This is a genomic window from Granulicoccus phenolivorans DSM 17626 = NBRC 107789 = JCM 15570, from assembly GCF_000423085.1.
In the GTDB taxonomy this organism is placed as follows: Bacteria; Actinomycetota; Actinomycetes; order Propionibacteriales; family Propionibacteriaceae; genus Granulicoccus; species Granulicoccus phenolivorans.
This window is the reverse complement of sequence record NZ_AUHH01000002.1, coordinates 131049-150991: the sequence shown is the minus strand read 5'-3', so window position 1 is coordinate 150991 and position 19943 is coordinate 131049. Positions and strand designations below refer to the sequence as shown.

General features: G+C 70.0%; 19 protein-coding genes. 12 read left to right on the top strand and 7 right to left on the bottom strand.

Annotated features, from left to right (window positions below; translation table 11 throughout):
* The first annotated feature begins 17 nt into the window (after window positions 1–17).
* The 4 genes from G531_RS0102035 to G531_RS0102020 all read left to right on the top strand — a co-directional run bounded on the left by G531_RS0102035 (window position 18) and on the right by G531_RS0102020 (window position 4584).
* Complete coding sequence (locus tag G531_RS0102035; RefSeq protein WP_026925976.1) at window positions 18–413, top strand: ArsR/SmtB family transcription factor; 396 nt, start codon at window positions 18–20, stop codon at window positions 411–413.
* Window positions 397–2331, top strand: coding sequence for a heavy metal translocating P-type ATPase (locus tag G531_RS19805; RefSeq protein WP_081683741.1), 1935 nt, complete (start codon window positions 397–399; stop codon window positions 2329–2331). The genes G531_RS0102035 and G531_RS19805 overlap by 17 nt, the downstream gene beginning before the upstream one ends.
* Window positions 2332–2507: 176 nt before the next feature.
* The gene (locus G531_RS0102025; protein WP_035756835.1) at window positions 2508–4022 is read left to right on the top strand and encodes an MFS transporter; all 1515 of its coding nucleotides are present in this window, start codon (window positions 2508–2510) and stop codon (window positions 4020–4022) included.
* Between the two features lie 10 nt (window positions 4023–4032).
* Window positions 4033–4584, top strand: a complete 552-nt coding sequence (locus tag G531_RS0102020) for a TetR/AcrR family transcriptional regulator (protein WP_026925974.1) — start codon at window positions 4033–4035, stop codon at window positions 4582–4584.
* Here G531_RS0102020 and G531_RS0102015 read toward each other — a convergent pair.
* The gene (locus tag G531_RS0102015; protein ID WP_035756833.1) at window positions 4569–6473 is read right to left on the bottom strand and encodes a heavy metal translocating P-type ATPase; all 1905 of its coding nucleotides are present in this window, start codon (window positions 6471–6473) and stop codon (window positions 4569–4571) included. The two genes, G531_RS0102020 and G531_RS0102015, sit on opposite strands and share 16 nt — an antisense overlap.
* Entirely contained in the window at window positions 6473–6832 is a 360-nt protein-coding gene (gene cmtR, locus G531_RS0102010; protein WP_026926044.1) for a Cd(II)/Pb(II)-sensing metalloregulatory transcriptional regulator CmtR, read from the bottom strand. The genes G531_RS0102015 and cmtR overlap by 1 nt, the downstream gene beginning before the upstream one ends.
* A 68-nt stretch (window positions 6833–6900) precedes the next feature.
* On the opposite strand from cmtR, the gene G531_RS0102005 reads away from it, so the two are divergent.
* A complete protein-coding gene (locus tag G531_RS0102005) occupies window positions 6901–8178 on the top strand; it encodes an MFS transporter (protein WP_051214914.1) in 1278 nt (425 codons plus the stop codon).
* On the opposite strand, the gene G531_RS0102000 is transcribed toward G531_RS0102005, so the two are convergent.
* Window positions 8135–9475, bottom strand: a complete 1341-nt coding sequence (locus tag G531_RS0102000; RefSeq protein WP_026925971.1) for an MFS transporter — start codon at window positions 9473–9475, stop codon at window positions 8135–8137. The two genes, G531_RS0102005 and G531_RS0102000, sit on opposite strands and share 44 nt — an antisense overlap.
* A gap of 68 nt (window positions 9476–9543) precedes the next feature.
* Between G531_RS0102000 and G531_RS0101995 the strand changes: the two genes are divergently transcribed.
* The 4 genes from G531_RS0101995 to G531_RS0101980 all read left to right on the top strand — a co-directional run bounded on the left by G531_RS0101995 (window position 9544) and on the right by G531_RS0101980 (window position 12298).
* Window positions 9544–10059: a winged helix-turn-helix transcriptional regulator gene (locus G531_RS0101995; protein ID WP_026925970.1), complete on the top strand. Its 516-nt coding sequence runs from the start codon at window positions 9544–9546 to the stop codon at window positions 10057–10059.
* Between the two features lie 40 nt (window positions 10060–10099).
* Window positions 10100–10774 carry an organomercurial lyase gene (merB, locus tag G531_RS0101990; protein WP_026925969.1) on the top strand — a complete coding sequence of 225 codons (675 nt, stop codon included), beginning with the start codon at window positions 10100–10102 and terminating at the stop codon, window positions 10772–10774.
* A gap of 212 nt (window positions 10775–10986) precedes the next feature.
* Window positions 10987–11805, top strand: a complete 819-nt coding sequence (locus G531_RS24245; RefSeq protein ID WP_145978559.1) for a ParB N-terminal domain-containing protein — start codon at window positions 10987–10989, stop codon at window positions 11803–11805.
* 46 nt (window positions 11806–11851) lie between these two features.
* A complete protein-coding gene (locus tag G531_RS0101980) occupies window positions 11852–12298 on the top strand; it encodes a CoA-binding protein (protein WP_026925968.1) in 447 nt (148 codons plus the stop codon).
* A gap of 82 nt (window positions 12299–12380) precedes the next feature.
* On the opposite strand, the gene dmpG is transcribed toward G531_RS0101980, so the two are convergent.
* The 4 genes from dmpG to G531_RS0101960 form a co-directional block, all read right to left on the bottom strand.
* A complete protein-coding gene (gene dmpG, locus G531_RS19795; RefSeq protein WP_051214912.1) occupies window positions 12381–13424 on the bottom strand; it encodes a 4-hydroxy-2-oxovalerate aldolase in 1044 nt (347 codons plus the stop codon).
* Window positions 13421–14377: an acetaldehyde dehydrogenase (acetylating) gene (locus tag G531_RS19790; RefSeq protein ID WP_035756830.1), complete on the bottom strand. Its 957-nt coding sequence runs from the start codon at window positions 14375–14377 to the stop codon at window positions 13421–13423. The genes dmpG and G531_RS19790 overlap by 4 nt, the downstream gene beginning before the upstream one ends.
* A gap of 165 nt (window positions 14378–14542) precedes the next feature.
* The gene (locus tag G531_RS19785) at window positions 14543–15385 is read right to left on the bottom strand and encodes an IclR family transcriptional regulator (RefSeq protein WP_051214911.1); all 843 of its coding nucleotides are present in this window, start codon (window positions 15383–15385) and stop codon (window positions 14543–14545) included.
* 98 nt (window positions 15386–15483) lie between these two features.
* Window positions 15484–16263, bottom strand: a complete 780-nt coding sequence (locus G531_RS0101960; RefSeq protein ID WP_026925967.1) for a 2-keto-4-pentenoate hydratase — start codon at window positions 16261–16263, stop codon at window positions 15484–15486.
* Window positions 16264–16539: 276 nt separating this feature from the next.
* On the opposite strand from G531_RS0101960, the gene G531_RS0101955 reads away from it, so the two are divergent.
* From G531_RS0101955 to G531_RS0101945, 3 genes are all read left to right on the top strand, one after another.
* A complete protein-coding gene (locus G531_RS0101955) occupies window positions 16540–16872 on the top strand; it encodes a metal-sensitive transcriptional regulator (protein WP_051214938.1) in 333 nt (110 codons plus the stop codon).
* 96 nt (window positions 16873–16968) lie between these two features.
* Entirely contained in the window at window positions 16969–19197 is a 2229-nt protein-coding gene (locus G531_RS0101950) for a heavy metal translocating P-type ATPase (RefSeq protein WP_081683739.1), read from the top strand.
* Entirely contained in the window at window positions 19198–19932 is a 735-nt protein-coding gene (locus tag G531_RS0101945) for a hypothetical protein (protein WP_026925964.1), read from the top strand. It begins immediately after the preceding gene.
* Window positions 19933–19943 lie beyond the last annotated feature (11 nt).

Here is a 19943-nt window from a genome sequence, read left to right as displayed (position 1 = left end):
TTCCCTACTATCTAAGCATGGGTGAAGATACTAAGAAATGCACATTCGGGCCCGAGAGCCAGTACGCCGACTTCGCCGCCGAGGTGTTCACACTGCTGTCCGACGCGACCCGCGTACGCATCATCCTCGCCCTGCGCGAGGGGGAACTGTCGGTCAACGAACTGGCCGAACGGGTCGGCAAATCACCCACCGTGGCTTCCCAACATCTGGCCAAACTGCGCTGGGGCAAGATCGTCGCCTCCCGGCAGGCCGGTAACCGGGCCTACTACAGCCTGATCGACGAGCACGCCCGGGAGCTGGTCACCCATGCCGTCTTCCAGGCCCAGCACGTCGTCGACACCGCACCGGTCCACCACCGCACCACGGACGGCCGGATCACCACCGAGGAGACCGATCATGACCCTGCAGACTGACCCCACCGGGACCGCACCGGTTTCCGGGCCGAGCGTGTGGCGCCGGATCGACCGCGCCGATCTGGCTCGGACCCTGTTCGTCGCGGCCTGCGCCATTGCGGTGGCGCTCGGGCTCACCGGTCCCTGGCCGCGAGTTCCGGTACTGGCCGTGGTCGGCCTGGTCGTGGGCTGCTGGCCGATCCTGACCGAGGCGTTCGCCGACCTGCGCCGGCGCCGGATGAGCATGGAACTGTCGATGCTCATCGCGATCATCGCCGCCGCCGCGATCGGCGAATGGGTCACCGCGCTGGTGATCACCGCCTTCGTCCTGGCCGCCGAGATCCTCGAAGACCTGTCGATGAGCCGCGGGCGGGATGCCCTTACCGACCTGATGTCCTTCCTGCCGCAGACCGTCCGGATCCGCCGCGGCACCGACCTGATCGACCGCCCCCTGGCCGACGTCGTGCCCGGGGACATCGTCGTCATCGCCCCCGGCGGCCGGACCCCGGTCGACGGCACCGTCGTCGCCGGCTCGTCCGCGGTGGATCAGTCCCGGATCACCGGGGAATCCATGCCCGTGGAGATCGGCGTCGGCGACCAGGTGTACGCCGGGTCGACCAACCAGGTCGGCGCGGTCGAGGTGCGCGCCGAGCGGGTCGGTACCGAGTCCTCCTACGGGCAGATCATGGCTGCGGTCGCCCGGGCCCAGGACTCCGAACCGCCGGTGCAACGGCTGGCCGATCGGCTGGCCGCCTGGCTGATCTATCTGGCCATCATCGGTGCGGTGATCACCTTCGTCCTCACCCGCGATCTGACCGCGACGATCGCCGTGATCGTGGTCGCCGGTGCCTGTGGGATCGCCGCCGGTACGCCGCTGGCCGCCCTCGGCGCGATCGCCCGGATCGCCCGCAATGGCGCCTTCGTCAAGGACGGCGCGCACCTGGAGGCGCTGTCCACGATCGACACCGTCGTGTTCGACAAGACCGGCACGCTCACCACCGGGACCCCCACCGTGATGTCGGTCCGCGGCGTCGGTGGCATCACCCCGGCTCGGCTGCTGACCCTGGCCGCCTCGGTGGAGGCGTACTCGGAGCATCCGCTCGGCGAGGCCGTGGTCGCCCATGCGCGGGATCGGGAGTGTCCGATCGCGCCGGTGGCGGAGTTCGGCTACCGGCCGGGGCTCGGGGTGACCGGGCTGGTCGACGGGATCCGGGTCACCGCGGGCAGCCGCGGGTTGGTGCCCGATGCCCCGGCCGACGCCGAGGCGACCGGCAGCGCGACCGCGATCCATGTCGCCCTCGACGGGAAGTACGCCGGCACGATCCTGCTCGCCGACGCGGTCCGCGACGGCGCCCGGGCGGCGGTGGCCGAACTGCACCGGCTCGGACTGCGCACGATGATCATCACCGGCGACCGGGAGGTGACCGCCCGCGCCGTCGCCGACGAACTCGGCATCGACGACGTACGGGCCGGTCTGCTGCCGGAGGAGAAACTGGCGGCCATCGACGCCGAACGGGCGGCCGGGCACCGGTTGGCGATGGTCGGCGACGGCGTCAACGATGCCCCCGCCCTGGCGCGGGCCGACGTCGGTATTGCGATGGGGTCGGGGACCGAGATCGCTCGGGAGAGCGCCGATGTGGTGCTGATCAGTTCCGATCTCGGCGACCTGGTGCACACGGTGCAGGTGGCCCGCCGGGCCCGTCGGATCGTCCTGGTCAACTTCGTCGGCACGATCGTGGTGGACCTGGTCGGTATCGCGCTGGCGGCGTACGGGCTGCTCTCGCCGATCCTGGCGGCCTTCATCCACGTGGGCAGCGAGACCGCGTTCATCCTGAACTCCGCCCGGCTCATTCCGGTGTCCCGGACGTCGGCCGCGCGGCGTACGCCCACCCCGCGCGGAACCGTCAGGCAGCGGTCAGCAGGCGACCGGCGATCGTGACCCCCGACCACGGCCGCAGCGAGACCACGGCGCAGCTGCGCGTGTCTCGCTGCGGGCGAGGGAGTCTCTGCTCGCAGCGGTAGGCAAGGTTCTTGATCGGGCCGCTCACCCCGGATCGTAACTATACCGGACGTAAGGTATAGTTATCCGGGTTGAATCGACCGAAGGAACGTGGAATGACGACGATGGTGCAGCCGACGGGACTGTCCGTGCGCCGCCGGTGGGCCCTGCTGGCCACCGTCGGCACGGGCCTGCTGCTGATTACCCTGGACAACTCGATCCTCTACACGGCCCTGCCGACCCTCACCACCGAGCTCGACGCCTCCGCGGCGGAGAGCCTGTGGATCATCAACGCCTACCCGCTGGTCATGGCCGGTCTGCTGCTCGGCAGCGGCACCCTGGGGGACCGGATCGGGCATGCCCGGATGTTCCTGGCGGGCCTGGCCATCTTCGGCCTCGCCTCCCTGCTGGCCGCCTTCGCGCCGAATCCCGAGGTGCTGATCGCGGCCCGGGCGGTGCTGGCGATCGGTGCCGCGGCGATGATGCCGGCCACCCTCGCGCTGATCCGGACCCACTTCACCGTCGAACGCGAACGCAATTTCGCGATCGCGGTCTGGGGCAGCATCGCGGTCATCGGAGCAGCGGTCGGCCCGATCCTCGGGGGACTGCTGCTGGAGTTCTTCTGGTGGGGCTCGGTCTTCCTGGTCAATGTTCCGGTGGTCGTCGTCGCCTTCGTGGTGACCGTGGTGATCGCCCCCAAGGACGTGCCGGACCGGTCGAAGCGCTGGGATGCGATCTCCTCGGCGCAGATCATGGTCGGCCTGGTCGGGACGACCGTGGCTATCAAGCAGTTCGGCCACCTGCCGCCCTCCCCGTGGATCCTCGGCGGCGCCCTGCTGGCGGCGGTGGCCGGGTTCACCCTGTTCGCCCGGCGGCAGCGACGCCTGGCCGACCCGCTGTTGGAACTTTCGGTGTTCCGCAACCCGGCATTCACCGCGGGCGTCCTGGCGGCGGTGATCTCGATGTTCGCCATCGCCGGGATCGAACTGTCCACCACCCAGCGCTACCAGCTCGTGGCCGGCTTCACGCCGATCCAGGCCGGGCTGCTGGTCGCCATGGTCGCGATCGGGTCGCTGCCCACCGCGCTGCTCGGTGGCGCGTTCCTGCATCGCGTCGGTCTGCGTACGCTGATCGCCGGGGGCTTCGGCCTCAGTGTGCTCGGCATCGTGATCACCGTGGCCGGCTTCGGATCGAACTTCGCCGTCCTGGTCGGCGGACTGCTGATCACCGGTGCCGGCCTGGGCGCGGTGATGTCGGTGGCCTCGACGGCCATCCTCGGGAATGTCCCGGTCCGTCGGGCCGGGATGGCCTCCGGGGTCGAGGAGGTCTCCTACGAGTTCGGCAGCCTCAGCGCGGTGGCGATTCTGGGCAGCCTGCTCACCCTGGTCTACAGCGCCACCGTCGTCCTGCCGCCGGGGGCGCCGGCGGCGGCGGGGGAGAGCCTGTCGGCCGCCGTCCACGCCACCGCGGATCCGGCCACGCTGGCCGCGGCCGCGACTGCTTTCGACGGCGCCTATCTGATCGTGCTGGGGGTCATCGGCGCAGTCCTGGCCATCGGCACGGTGACCACCGGGATCCTGCTGCGCCACTACGGCCCGGGGACCCGCTCCCAGCTGTACTCCGACCACTGACGGGAACCCCATGCGCTCCAGCAAACGTGACCACATCCTCGATTCCGCGCTGCGCGTGGTCGAGGAGCAGGGGGTGACCGCCCTCACCTTCGAGTCGGTGGCGGCCGCCGCCGGGCTGACCAAGGGCGGCCTGCTCTACCACTTCCCGACCAAGGAGGCGATGCTGCGCGGGCTGCACGAGCACGTCGCCCAGCGGTGGGACGCCGAACTGTGCGAGGCCCTTGGCGGTGACCCGGAGCAGGCCACCCCCGAGGAGTTGGTGGCCGCGTACGCCCGGGTCAGCGTACGCGGCGCGACCGGTCCGGAACTGCTGCTGATGCTCGAGGCCCGCACCGACCCCGAGCTCAGCCGGATCTGGTCGACGGCGATGGCCCGCTGGACCCCCGATCCGGCCACCCTGTCCCCGGACGATCCGGACACGCTGCGGCGCCTGGTCGCCTACTTCGCCGCCGACGGGCTGTGGCTCAGCGACTCGCTGGGATCCTTCGCCCTCCCGGCCGGGATGCGCCGGGCGGTGGCCGAACAGATCGTCAACTCGGTCCGGGATCAGCCGAGCGACTGAGGCGTCCGGGTCCGGGCCGCGCGCAGCCCGTTCAGGATGACCACCACCTCGGCGATCTCGTGGATCAGCACCACGGCCGCGAGCCCCAGGACTCCGAAGATCGCCAGGGGCAGCAGGATGGCGATGATCAGCACCGACAGCACCACGTTCTGGTTCATGATGCCGCGGGCCCGGCGGGCGTGATCCAGGGCCAGCGGGATCAGCCGGAGGTCGTGGCCGGTGAACGCGATGTCGGCGGACTCGATCGCGACATCGGAGCCGGTGGCCCCCATGGCGATCCCGACATCGGCGCGGGCCAGTGCCGGGGCGTCATTGATCCCGTCCCCGATCATCGCGGTCGGTGAGGTCCGGGCCAGTTCGGCGACGGCCCGGGCCTTGTCCTCGGGCAGGAGTTCGGCGCGGACGTCGGTGATCCCGGCCTGGGCGCCCAGCGCCGCGGCGGTCCGGGCATTGTCGCCGGTGAGCATGGTGACCCCGACGCCCCGGTCCTGCAGGCCGGCCACGACCTCGGGCACTTCCGGCCGCAACTCGTCGCGGACGCCGATCGCGCCGACCGGCTCGTCGTCGACCCGGACGATCACCGCGGTCATGCCGTCGCCCTCGAGTTCGGTGACCTGCGTACGCAGCGCCCCGGCGTCCAGCCAGCGCGGGCTGCCGACGGTGACCTGTCGGCCCGCCACTTGACCTTGTACGCCGTGCCCGGCGGTCTCGGTCACCGTGTCGGCGTCGGGGGCCTGCGGGCGGGCGGCCGAGATGGCGGCCGCGAGCGGGTGGGTACTGTGCCGCTCGACCGCGGCAGCCAGATCCAGCACCTGCTCGGTGCTCACCCCCGCAGCGGTCAGCACCCGACTGACCTCGGGCCGGTTGCGGGTCAGCGTGCCGGTCTTGTCGACGGCGAACCGGCGTACGCCCCCGAAACGTTCCAGCGCGGCACCGGATTTGATCACGATCCCGAACCGACTGGCCGCCCCGATCGCGGAGACCACGGTCACCGGGACCCCGATCGCCAGGGCACAGGGGGAGGCGGCGACCAGCACCACCAGGGCCCGGGTGATCCACACCGCCGGGTCGCCGAACACCGAGCCGAGCACGCCGACCAGGACCGCGAGAATCAACACTCCGGGCACCAGGGGTCGGGCGATCCGGTCGGCCAACCGGGCCCGGGCGCCCTTGTCGGCCTGGGCCTGCTCGACCAGCGCGACGATGGTGGTCAGCGAGTTGTCGGTGCCGGCGGCGGTGGCGGTCAGCTCCAGGACGCCGGAGACGTTGATCGACCCGGCCGACACCGCATCCCCGGGGCCGACCTCGACCGGAATCGATTCCCCGGTGATCGCGGAGGTGTCCAGGCTGCTGCGGCCGACCCGCACCGTCGCGTCAGTGGCCACGCGTTCCCCGACCGCCACCAGCAAGACATCGCCGACGGCGAGCTCGGGGACCGGAATCGTCTGGTCCTGCCCGTCCCGGCGTACGGTCGCGGTCTGCGGCACCAGCCGCAACAGCGCGCGCAACCCGGACCGGGCCCGGTCCATCGCCTTGTCCTCCAGGGCCTCGGCGATCGAGTAGAGGAAAGCCAGCGCGGCCGCCTCCTCGACATACCCGAGAATCACCGCCCCGGTGGCACTGATCGTCATCAGCAGGCTGATCCCGAGCCGGCCGCGGGTGAACAGGTCGCCCAGTGCCCCGGGGACGAAGGTGGCCGCGCCCAGCAGCAGACCGACCCAGAACAGGACCAGCGCCGCCACGGGGGCCCCGGTCCACTGGCAGATCAATCCGGCGAGGAAGGCGACGCCGGAACCGATCGGCAGCAGCACCTCGGGATCGCGCCACCAGGGGCCGTCGTGGTCGTCGTCGAGATCGGGGACGGGCGCGGTGGTTTCGGTGAGCGACATCAGGCGTCCCGCCCCGGCTCGCTCGGCGTACAGGTGGGGCAGTCGGGTTCGACACAGGGTGCGTCCGCATCCACCGCCAGGGTCACCTGCAGCAGCGCGGTCAGCGCCCGGGCCAGATGAGGATCGGCGATCTCGTAACGCATCTGCCGCCCCTGCGGCTCGGCGACCACGATCCCGCAGTCGCGCAGGCAGGTCAGGTGATTGGATACGTTCGGGCGGGTCAGCCCCAGTTCGCGGGCCAGGGCGGCGGGGTACGCCGGCCCGTCCAGCAGGGTCAGCAGGATCCGGGACCGGGTGGGATCGGCCATCGCCCGGCCGAGCCGGTGCATCGCGTCCAGACGGGTGGTAAGTGTCAGCACCCGCTGAACTGTACAGCACCTACTGAACTGTTCGAAGCGGCATCCGTGCCGGTGCAAGAATGATCGGTATGGGCGAACCGATCACCCAGCAGGTCGCGGCGCCGGTCGGCGCCCGGGTGCAGCGGCGGACCATGGTCGTGCTGGTGCTCAGTCAGATCGTCGGGACCGTCGGCGTGGGAATCACGCCCTCGATCGGCATTCTGCTGGCCGGTCAGGTGACCCACAGCGATACCTTGGCCGGTCCGGCCCGAGCGGCCGGCACGCTGGGGGCGGCCCTGCTCGGCCTGCCGCTGGGTACATTGGCGGCCGCCCGGGGGCGTCGGGTGGCGCTGAGCCTCGGGTGGGCGATCGCGGCGGTCGGCGGCGCCCTGCTGGTGCTCGCCGCTCAGGCCGACCTGGTCGTGCCGCTGTTCCTCGGACTGCTGCTGATCGGCTCCGGGGCGGCGGTCAGCCTCCAGTCCCGCTTCGCTGCCACCGACCTGGCCGAACCGCACCACCAGGGCCGGTCCCTGTCGTTGATTGTCTGGGTCGGGACGATCGGTTCGATGCTCGGGCCCAACCTCGGGGTACCGGGCCAGTTCCTGGGGGATCGGATCGGCCTCAACGTGTACGCCGCCGCGTTCCTGATCGCCACGGTCTGTCTCGCGGTCGCCAGTCTGCTGATCTGGATGCTGTTGCGGCCGGACCCGTTGCTGGTGCGGCAGCGCAGCGCCGGGCTGCCGTCGACGGATCACCCTCGAGCGGGCGCCCCGCGCCGGGGCCGATTGCGGGCGGTGTCCACCGAACTCCGGGTCAACTCGATCGCCCGGTTCGCCGTGATCGCGATCCTGACCGCCCAGTTCGTGATGGTGGCGGTGATGACCGCGACCCCACTGCATCTGGTCAATCAGGGCGGGTCGATCAGCATCGTCGGGATCACCATCAGTCTGCACATCGTCGGCATGTACGCCCTGGCTCCCGCGGTCGGCTTCCTGTGCGATCGGCTCGGGGCCCGGATCACGATCGGCGCCGGAATCGGCATCCTGGCGGTGGCGCTGGCGTTGGCAACCTGGCAATCGGATCGCACCGGCTGGGTCATCGCGTCGGTGATCCTGCTCGGCCTGGGCTGGGCCTTTGTCAATGTGGCCGGCTCGACCCTGTTCAGTTCCGTGGTCTCCGACAGCACTCGGGCCGCCGCCCAGGGCGGGGTGGACACCCTGGCGAATCTCGCCGGGGCCGTCGCCGCGTTCGGGTCCGGCCCGCTGCTGCTGCTCGGCGGGTTCGGCGGGCTGGCTGTGATCTCCCTGCTGTTGCTGGTGCCGCTCACCCTGCTGACGGTGCTGACTCCCCGGGCGCCGCGCGACTGACCGGCGCGTACGCCTCGCGCGGCACCCGGCGCCGCACGCGTACCGCCACCGACAGCACCGCGGCGATCCCGCACAGCGCCGCACCGCCCCACCAGGCATAGGCGTAGGTGCCGAAGCTGTCCCGGATCAGGCCCGCACCGAAGGCGGCCAGGGCCGCCCCGATCTGATGGGCGGCGAACACCCAGCCGAACACGATCGTGCCGCGATCGCCGAAGATGTCGCGACACAGTCGTTCGGTCGGCGGCACGGTGGCCACCCAGTCCAGCCCGTAGATCACCACGAACACCACGATGCTCGGATGGATGCTGTCCGACAGCAGGGACGGCAGCACGAGCAGGCCGACGCCGCGGAAGGCGTAGTAGGCCACCAGCAGCTTCCGGGGGTCGAAGCGGTCGGTGAGCCAGCCCGAGGCGATCGTGCCGACGATGTCGAACACGCCCACGGCCGCCAGCAGCCCCGCGGCCGTGGGCGCCGGCATCCCATGGTCGTGGGCCGAGGGGATGAAATGGATGCCGATCAGACCATTGGTGGTGGCCCCGCAGATCGCGAACGCCAGCGCGAGTGCCCAGAACGCCCGCTGCCGCACCGCGTACGCCAGCCCGCCCAGGGCGCGCTGCAGCGCCCCGCCGGTCGCTCGCGCCGGCGCCTGATACGTCGCCGGATCGGCGCCATAGGGAACCGTGCCCCGGTCGGCCGGGTAGTCCCGGATCACCAGCACCACCAGCGGGACCGCGGCCAGGGCCACCGCGGCGATCACCAGCGACGCCGGCCGCCAGCCGACGTTCTCGGCCAGGGCGGCCACCGGCGGCAGGAGGACCAGTTGCCCGGCCGCCGAACCCGCGGTGAGCACGCCCATCACCAGTCCACGCCGGCGCACGAACCAGCGGTCGGCGATGGTGGAGGCCAGGACCAGCGCCATCGAGCCGGTGCCGGCTCCGATCAGGATGCCCCAGAAGATCACCAACTGCCACGATGCGGTCATCACCACACTGCCGCCGGCTCCCAACGCCACCAGGGCCAGGGCGGTGGCGACCACCCGGCGGATCCCGAAGCGCTCCATCAGGGCAGCAGCGAACGGCGACACCAGCCCGTACAGCAGCAGATTCACGCTGACCGCCAGCGAGATCACGCTCGTCGACCACGCGAAATCCTGCTGCAGCGGAACCATCAGCGCACCCGGGGCGGCCCGGAACCCGGCGGCCGAGAACAGGGCCAGGCCGGCGACGGCGGCGACCCAGAAGGCTGGATGCACGCGCCGGGAGCGTCGGGTCGGGTCGGCGGAGGTGGTACGCGACATCTCACGCTTTCTTGAGAGAAGTTATATGCTGGCGTCACCCTAACCGATTCCGAGCGGAGTGAGAAGACATGCCCCTGCGGTCCGACTGGTCCACCGAGCTCTGTCCGATCCGTCGCTCCCTGGACGTGCTCGGCGACGGCTGGGTGCTGCTGATCGTCCGCGACGTGCTGCAGGGCTACGGCCGCTTCGATCAGCTCCGCGACAGCCTCGGCATCTCCGAGGCGGTCCTCAGCCGACGGCTGCGCGCCATGGTGGAGGCCGGCCTGCTCACCCGGGTGGACTATGTCAGCGGCGGCCGCACCCGGCAGGGGTACGCCGCCACCGAGGCGGCCGCGGAGTTGCTCCCGATCCTGCAACAACTCGCCGTGTGGGGCGAGCGGCACACCGCCACGCCCGAGGCCGGGGGGCACATGGCCCTGATCCATGACCGCTGCGGCCAGGAGACCACCCAGGGGCAGGTCTGCAGCGCCTGCGGGGAAGTCCTGGTCGTGGAGGAGATGACCTGGGACAAGACCTGGCGCGGGCGGCAGGCCAAGCTCGTGCCCGCCGGTGTCCTCGGCGACCCCGACCCCGACCCCGCCTGAGGCACCCGGATCGATCGCCCGAACCGACGAAAGGACCCCCATGAACCCCGAACAACGCCGCGTCCGCGACCTGGTGTACGCCACCTTCGCCGAGCAGGGGCGAGCGCCCTCGCCGGCCGAGTTGGCCCGGCGTACCGGCACCTCACGCAGTGACACCGACCGAATTCTCGGTGAACTCGCCGACGCCCATGCCGTGGTCCTCACCCGCGACGGGGACGCGATCCGAATGGCGCACCCCTTCTCCGCAGACCCGATGGCCTTCGTGGTCACCCCGCGCGACGGCTTCGACGACCGGCGCTGGTGGGGCGGCTGCGCCTGGGACTCCTTCGGCATCAGCGCCGCGCTCGGGCTGGAGGTGCAGATCGACACCGCCTGTCCCTACTGCGGCACGCACCTGAGCTACGCCGCAGGACCGGCGACCCCGCCGCCGGCGGAGTTGGCCGTACGCTTCCCGCGCCCGGCTGCGCAGTGGTGGCCGGACGTGGTGGCCACCTGCACGATGATCCGCACCTTCTGCACCCACGAACATGCCGCCAGCTGGGACACCGAGCACGGTGGCGGGGGCTACCTCGCCCCGGCGACCAGCGTGTGGCAGCTGGCTCAACCCTGGTACCGCGACCGGCTCGACCGGGATTTCCGGCCGCACACCCGGGAGCACAATCAGGGACTGCTGGACGCCTGCGGCCTGCACGGGAGCTTCTGGCAGCTGCCCTGATCCGGGGTCGGTGGGCGCACCGTCGGCCCGCGGTGGCGCACCCACCCGGGCGACGGTGGGCTCATCGAGCGTCCCGCGGGTGAGGTGTTGCTGTGCCCGGTGAGGCCCGTGTGAAAAGAGGGATCGACAGTGCGGAAAACCTCACTCACGGGGCCCGAATCGGGCGGCGTGCCTACCCCGGATACGGGAGCGATTTTTCTAGAGTTCGGGCCATGGCGCGGGTGACTCATAAGACGATGCAGGTAGAACCGGAACAGGCCCAGAAATGGCTCGAACGAAACATCGCCAACCGAACTGTCCGTCCCTCCCGGGTGCGGGAGTACGCGACGGCGATGACCGAAGGGCGGTGGCTGTACACAGCTGACCCGATCCGCTTCGACGAGGACGGCAAGCTGATCGACGGCCAGCACCGATTGATGGCGGTGGTGAAGGCCGGCGTACCGGTCGAGATGCATGTGGTACGCGGGTTGGCCCGCAACGCTCAGGACGCGGTGGACACCGGAGCGATCCGGACCGCCTCCGATGCGCTGAAGGTCCGCGGCTTCAAGCACGGCACCAAGCTGGCCGCCACCGTACCGATCGTGAACTGGCTGTTGCGCGGCGGCGGGTTCGCCGCCAGCTACTCCCGCGATGACATCGTGTTCTGGATGGGGGTGCACGAGGGCCTGGAGGAGATCGTCGATCAGGCGAACCGGGATCGCAACCTGCTGCCGTGCCAGCTGGCGCCCTATTCGGCCGCGTACTACGCCGCGCGCCAGGTCTCCAAGGATGTCACCCGGACCGATACCTTCTTCGTCGAGCAGATGGTGAACACCATCGGGCTGACCTCGGGTTCCCCGGCGCTGGCGACCCGCAAGTACCTGCTCGGACTGCGCGAGGACAAGCGGCCGAACAACAAGACCGCCAAGGCGGCGACGGTGCTGGCGCTGCTGGAGGGCTACCGGGGCTTCCTCGCCGGCGACTTCATGATGAGCCTGCGCGCCCCGCGCGGCGGCTGGAACGTCGACGAGCAGCCCGTCCTGCCCGTGTGAACCGTGCGGCACCGGGCCGGCTTGAGCCGTGTGTGACACTGGCCCGGTGACCGCACCGACGCTCAATGACCCGATCTCGATCCGCGAAGCCCTGCTCACCCCCGGCACCTGGGCGGTGGTGGGGCTGTCCGATCACCCCACGCGCACCGCGTACCGGATCGCCGGCTGGCTGGCCGACCATCTGGGTCACACGATCATTCCGGTGCACCCGAAGGCCGAGACGGTCTTCGGCCAGACCGGGTACGCCTCGCTCAGCGCGATTCCCGACGGCACCAGGGTCGATGTCGTCGACTGCTTCGTCCGCTCCGAACTGGTCGGTGCGGTCGTCGACGAAGCCATCGCCAATGCCGACCGCCTGGGCATCACCATGGTCTGGCTGCAACTCGGGGTGATCGACGAGGCCGCCGCCGAACGCGCCGCGGCAGCCGGGCTGCAGGTCGTGATGGACACCTGCCCGCGGATCGAATACCCCAAGCTGGTGCCGGCCGAATGAGCCGGACCGGGTAAACACAGAACGGGCGCCCCGCAAAGGGGCGCCCGTTCGTGTTCCCGCGCCGATCAGCGCGGGACAGGGGTCACTTGGTCGCGACCAGGTCCTCGGCGGACTGGTTCTGCTGCGCGGCGAGCGCCACGGCGACGTCGATGATCATGTCCTCCTGGCCACCGACCAGACGACGCCGGCCGACCTCCTCGAGGATCTCGTGGGACGGGACGCCGTACCGCTCGGCCGCCCGCTGGGCGTGGAACAGGAAGGAGTTGTAGACCCCCGCCTTGCCCTGGACGATCGAGTCGCGGTCCATCGCCGGCATCCGCGGGATGAACGGCTTGGCGACCTCCTCGGCGGCGGCCAGCAGGCCGTAGGTGTCCACTCCGGTCGGGATGCCCAGCCGGTCGAAGGCGGCCGCGACGACCTCGGTGGGGGTGTTGCCCGCACCGGCGCCCAGGGCGCACAGGCTGCCGTCGATCTGCTTGGCGCCCGCCCGAACGGCCAGCACCGAGTTGGCCACCCCGAAGGACATGTTCTGGTGTCCGTGGTAGCCGATCTGGGCGTCGTCGCCGAGCTCTTCCTTCAGCGCCTTCACCCGGTCGCTGACGTCCTCCAGGATGAGGGCGCCGGCGGAGTCGACCACGTAGACACACTGGCAGCCGGCGTCGGCCATGATCCGCGCCTGCTTGGCCAGTTCGGCCGGCGGGGTCATGTGCGACAGCATCAGGAACCCGACGGTCTCCAGGCCCATCTCGCGGGCGGCCTGGAAGTGCTGGATCGAGACGTCGGCCTCGGTGCAGTGGGTGGCGATCCGGATGATCTGGATGCCGCGCTCCTTGGCTTCCTTCATGTCGTGGATCGTGCCCAGCCCGGGCAGCATCAGCGCGGCGATCTTGGCGTTCTTGGCCTCGTCGACCGCGACCTCGATCAGGTCGAGGTCCGGCACCAGGGAGAAGCCGTAGTTGAAGCTGGACCCGGCCAGGCCGTCACCATGGGTGACCTCGATGACCTCGATCTGCGAATCGTCCAGCGCGCGGACGACGTTGCGGACCTGCTCCTTGGTGAACTGGTGGCGCATGGCGTGCGAGCCATCGCGCAGCGTGGTGTCGGTGAGACGGATCTTCTCGCTCATGCCCGCGCTCCTTCGAACTCGTGGGTGCCTTCGGTCTGCTGAGCCTCGATGCGCCGAACCAGCATGTCGCCGGTGCGGGCTGCGGCCGAGGTGATGATGTCCAGGTTGCCGGCGTACTCCGGCAGGTAGTCCGCGGCACCGGTGACCTGCACCAGGCAGGTGACCCGGCCCCAGCCGTTCCACTCCGGACGGGCGTGGTCGAACTGCGGGGCGGCGGTCAGCTTGTACCCCGGCACGTAGTCCTGGACGACGGTGACCATGCGCTCGATCGAATCGACGATCTTGTTCTGCAGGTCACCGGGCTCGGCGGCCTCGGCGGGCAGCGAGCAGTACACGGTGTTGCGCATCATCACCGGCGGATCGGCCGGGTTCAGGATGATGATCGCCTTGCCCTTCTTGGCGCCACCAACGACCTCGAGGGCCGCCGAGGTGGTCTCGGTGAACTCGTCGATGTTGGCGCGGGTGCCCGGGCCGGCGGACTTGGAGGAGATCGAGGCGACGATCTCGGCGTAGTCGACGGGAACGATGCTGGACACCGCGCTCACCATCGGGGTGGTGGCCTGGCCACCACAGGTGATCATGTTGACGTTCATCACGTCGGTGACCGACTCCAGGTTCACTGGGGGGCACACGTACGGGCCGATTGCAGCGGGGGTCAGGTCGACGGCGTGGATACCGGCTTCCTTGTACCGCGGCGCGTTGGCGGCGTGGGCCTTCGCGCTGGTGCATTCGAAAACGAAATCGGGCAGGTCGTCCTGGGCAAGGAGCCAGTCGACACCCTCGGCGGAACTGGTGAGGCCCAACCGGGAAGCCCGGGCCAGGCCGTCGGACGCAGGGTCAACACCGATCATGTACGTCGGCTTGATCCGGTCCGAGCGCTTGAGCAGCTTGAACATCAGGTCGGTGCCAATGTTGCCCGGACCGACGATGGCCGCTGTGTAAGTGCGGGACATAGTCCTTACCTCTTCCTGTGGAAATAGTTGTCGGACCGGTGCCGCGGGCGATCGGCTCTCCCAGCCATCGCTTCTCGCGTGCACAGCACGGTCGACGTACGCCGACCTGGTCCTGACCGATCAGCCGGTGCTGACGGTTAACCACGAGTAGGACTGTAAGCCGGGTCACACCTGCGCGGTATTTTCTGTGCCGGAAGACGAAACGGGGTTGTTCGTTGCCTTCCGTTCACTGCGACGTCGCGCCGCGTACGCTTTGGTGGCCTCGTTGCACACTTCGCGGAGCGTCCCGGCCAGGGTCCGCGGGTCGTAGCGTCCGTTGCGGCCGGACACCGACAGCGCGGCCAGGGGTTGATTCATCACGTCGAAGACCGGTGCGGCGACACAGATCAGGCCCACCGAGAGTTCCATCCGGTCGTACGCGACGCCCTCCTTGCGGATCTGGGCCAGCTCGGCGCGCAGCACTTCCGGATCGGTGATCGTGTGCGGGGTCCAGGGCGCGAGCTCCTGGCCGAGCACCTCCTCGATCACCGGGGCGGGGGAGTAGGCCAGCATCGCCTTGCCGACCGCGGTGCAGTACGCCGGCAGGTGCCCGCCGATCCGGGAGGGGGAGGGGAAGTTGTGCAGCCCGTGCAGCTTGTTGAGGTAGGCGACGTTGACCCCGTCCAGGATCGCCAGATGCACTGTCTGCCGGGTCCGCTCGTACAGGTGGGCCAGAAAGGGGGTCAGCACCTCCCGGATCCGGTCGATCTCCGGGGACTCCGCCGGGGTGGCCAGATCGCCCAGCAGCGGGCCGAGGCGGTATTTGGTCCCGGCCCGCTCGACGGCATTGTTGTTCTCCAGCATCGCCAGCACCCGGAAGGCGGTGGACTTGCTCAGGCCGGTCCGTCGCGCCAACTCCGTCACCCCGACCCCGGAGGAGGCGTCGGCACCGAAGGCCCCCAGCAGTGCCAGGGCCTTGTCCACGGCGGTACGCGAGTCGCGGGTCGGAGTAGTCGGCGGTTCGGTCATCGGGGCAACCTCGTCACTGGTCAGGGGATCTTGTTGAGCCTACAACGGGCCGGCACCCCCAGGGGGCCGGCCCGTCGCGCTGCCCAGTGGGCCCGAACTCAGAAGGTGAGGGTGATCGACCCGAGCTCACCGAAGTCGGCGGTGGCGTTGTGGCCGTGCTCCACCACGAAGGCCGAGGTGAACGAGCCGGTCATCACGACCTGGCCGGCCTCCAGGGTGATCCCGCGCTCCCCGAGCAGGTTGGCCAGCCAGACCATCGGCTGGATCGGGTGGCCCATCACGTCGGTGCCGACACCGCTGGCGACGACCTCGCCGTCCAGCCGCAGCGAGCACTCGACCTTGTCCAGGTCCGGGATCGGAACGTCGATCGGCTCCAGGGCGTAGGCGATGCCGCCGCTGGAGGCGTTGTCGGAGACGGTGTCGACCAGACTGATCTTCCAGTCCTCGATCCGGGAGTCGATGATCTCGATCGCGGCGTACGCCCCCGCGGTGGCCTCGATGGCCTGCTCGAGGGTGACCCCGGGGCCCTTCAGGTCCTTGCCCAGCACGATGGCCAGTTCCGGCTCGACCTTGGGCTGGATGAACGCGTCGGGGGCGAAGGTGTGGTCGCCACGGCTGACCATCGACGCGGTGACGAAGCCGAAGTCGGGCTGATCCACCCCGAGCTGCTGCTGCATGGCCAGCGAGGTCAGGCCGATCTTGCGCCCGACGACGGGGTCGCCCTTGGCGACATAGGCCTTTTCCTGCAGCAGCTGGATCTCGTAGGCGTCATCGAGGGTCATCCCCTCGATCTGGTCCCGCAGCGGCGGGATCGGGGTCTTGGTGACATACGAGTTGAGAAGAAGGTCAGCAAACTTCTGGTGCTGGTCATTGCTCACGGGCGTACTCCTGTCGTGGTTGGTCCGACTCTAGGCCCCGGCCGCGCACCGCGTCACGGGGGATCGGGGACCCAGATCTTCCGGTGAACGTATCGCGTGGCCCGCGGCACCTCGGTCCGAGGTCCCAGGGTGCGGGACGTTGCGTCCCGTCAAGTTTCGGAATAAACCCCCTAGGGGTATAGTTGGGCTATCGGAACCGCGAAGGGAGGGAGCGTTATGACCGCTCTCGACAAGAAGTCGGCCGAGCCTGCCGGGCCCGACGCCGAGGAAGTCCTGGTGGACGTCGACTCGGGCCAGGCCTGCTGCGCTGCGGCCGGCACCGAACACCACCACGGCTACATCTCGGCCAAGGACAACTACCTGCGTCGGCTGCGCCGCATCGAGGGTCAGGCCCGCGGCCTGCAGCGGATGGTCGATGAGGAGGCCTACTGCATCGACATTCTCACCCAGGTCTCGGCGATGACCAAGGCCCTGCAGTCGGTGGCCCTCGGCCTGCTCGACGATCACATGAGCCACTGCGTCCTGGAGGCCGCCCGCGAGGGGGGTCCGCAGGCCGAAGAGAAGATCCAGGAAGCCTCCGAGGCGATCGCTCGCCTCGTGCGCAGCTGACCCGGGCGTACGCCCCGTCCCACCACTCCATTCAGTCAGGACCGTTTCGTCCGCTCCGGCCCACGCAACGGTCCTCCACCCGAGGAGAAACCCACTATGGCTACCCAGCCAACCACCACCCCGACGCCCGGTCTTGAGTTCATCGACCGCCGGGAATCCATCGAACTCGACATCGACGGGATGACCTGCGCCTCGTGCGCGGCCCGGATCGAGAAGAAACTGAACAAGGTCGACGGCGTCACCGCCAGCGTCAACTACGCCACGGAGAAGGCCAAGGTGCTGGCCCCGACCGGAGTCAGCGCCCAGGACCTGATCCAGGTCGTGGAGAACACCGGGTACGCGGCGAAGCTGCCCGACCCGGTCATCAAGCGTCCCGACCGCGCCGCCGAGTTGGAGAAGGACCTGACCCTGTCGGTGATCCTGTCGGTGCCGGTGATCGCGCTGGCGATGATCCCGGCGCTGCAGTTCAGCGGCTGGACCTGGTTCTCGCTGCTGCTGGCCACCCCGGTCTACTTCTGGGTCGGCCGGCGTTTCCACCGCTCGGCGCTGGTGAATCTGCGCCACGGGGCCACCACCATGGACACCCTGATCTCGATGGGCACCACTGCGGCGTACTTCTACTCGGTCTGGGCGCTGTTCTTCACCCACGCCGGATCGCTGGACTACACCCACGGGTTCGAGTTCACGCTGGAACGCGGCGCACAGGGCGGCGTCTACTTCGAGGCCGTGGTCGGGGTGATCACGTTCATCACCGCCGGCCGCTGGTTCGAGGCGAATGCGCGGACCAAGGCGTCCGAGGCGTTGCGCGCCCTGCTGACCCTTGGCGCGGCGGAGGCCACGGTGCTGCGCGACGGCGTCGAGGTACGGATCCCGGTCGAGCAACTGGCCGTGGGTGATGAGTTCATCGTCCGGCCCGGGGAGAAGGTCGCCACCGATGGGGTGGTGGTCTCGGGGACCTCGGCGGTGGATGAGTCGATGATCACCGGTGAATCCCTCCCGGTCGACAAGGCGCCCGGGGACAAGGTCGTCGGCGCGACGGTGAACGCCAACGGCCGGCTGATCGTCCGGGCCACCGCGCTGGGTGCGGACACCGAACTGTCCCGGATGGCCCGGATGGTCGAGGAGGCGCAGACGCGCAAGGCTCCGGTGCAGGCGCTGGCCGACAAGATCTCCGGTGTCTTCGTGCCGATCGTGCTGGCGATCGCCCTGGTCACCCTGGTCGGGTGGCTGCTGGCCGGCGAGTCGGTGCTGTTCGCCGCGACCGCCGCGGTCGCGGTGTTGATCATCGCCTGCCCGTGTGCCCTCGGCCTGGCCACCCCGGTCGCCCTGCTGGTGGGCACCGGCCGCGGTGCGAAACTCGGCATCGTGATCGGCGGACCCGACGTGCTGGAACAGGCGCGAGCGGTGAAGACGATCGCGCTGGACAAGACCGGCACCGTCACCAACGGTGACCTCAAGGTTGTCTCGGTGAACCCGGTCGACGGCGTGACCTCCGACGAACTGACCCGCTGGGCGGCCACCGCCGAATCCGGCTCGGAACACCCGCTGGCCCGCGCCATCGTGGACGCCGCCGGGGAACTGGGTGAGCTGACCGAGTTCACCAACCTGCCCGGCGAAGGAGTCCGGGCCCTGGTCGACGGGGTGCCGGTCGCGGTCTCGCGACCCGACGCGGTCACCGAGCTGCCCGCCGAACTGGATCGGGTCGTGGACGCGAGCCAGGCCCGCGGGGAAACCCCGGTCGTGGTCTCCCGGGCCGGTACGCCGGTCGGCGTAATCAGCCTGGCCGACACCATCAAGGAGACCTCGCAGCAGGCCATCGCGCGGTTCATCGAGCTGGGGCTCACCCCGGTGCTGGTGACCGGCGACAACGAGCGGGCCGCTCGGGCAGTGGCCGCCAAGGTCGGCATCACCGAGGTCCGGGCCAATGTCCGGCCGGAGGGCAAGGTCGCGGTGGTCCGCGAACTGCAGACCCACGGTCAGGTGGCGATGGTCGGGGACGGGGTGAACGACGCCGCGGCACTGGCTGCCGCCGACCTCGGCATCGCCATGGGGTCGGGTACCGACGCGGCCAAGGAAGCGGCGGGGATCACCCTGATGCGCTCGGATCTGATGCTGGCCGTCGACGCGATCCGGCTCAGCCGGGCCACGCTGCGGACGATTCGGACGAACCTGTTCTGGGCCTTCGCGTACAACACCGCGGCGATCCCGCTGGCCGCCCTGGGCTTCCTCACCCCGATGATCGCCGGTGCGGCGATGGCGTTCAGCTCGGTCTTCGTGGTGGCGAACTCGCTGCTGCTGCGGCGGTTCAAGCCCGAGGCCCGCTGAATGATCCGGCGACTGCTGCACGCACTCGGCCTCGGCGCGACCGCGCCGCGGGCCGGGTCTGCGCCGCAGTCGCCGGAGCCCCCCCAGCCCACCGAGCCCCCGCAGTCGCCCGAGCCCCCGCAGCCCACCCCGGCCGAGGTCGCGTTCGTCGAGCAGTGCTGGGCCGATTTCGCGGCCGTCGGGCTGCGCTGGTCCGGGGGCGTACCCCGGCTGTCGGCGGCTGAGTGGGCGCGGGCGACCCTCGCGGGGATCGGGGCCCACGGGGGTGCGGCTCCAGCGGAGAACCGGATCGCGGCGCTCCCGAATCCGGTGCTGACGGTGCTGTGGCAGGAGGATGAGGAGAGCGGCGAACCGCTCTTCGACAACGCCCGGATCATCGTCGACCACGTCTTTGACGGGGCCGCTGAAGCCGACCTGGCCGACACCATTGCGGCCGTGCTCCACCTGGCCGATCCGGAGTTCGCGGCTGCGGCGGTCTCGGTGACCGGGCCGATCGGGCGGGACGAGCGCTATCTCGTCCGGGTGTCCGGCCCCCTCTCCGCCGAGTTCGGGCTGCGGCAGAACAAGGACTTCGACTGGTCGCTGATTGCCCGGCTCAACGAACACCTCCCCGACTCCGCGACCGGCCGCTTCGGGTGGATCGGGGACGGGGGATCGGTGCTGGTGGCCTACCTCCCGCCGGCGCAACTTGCCGCGCTCGGCACGCTGGCCGGGTTGCCGTTCGATCAGGGCTGATCCGGCGTCCG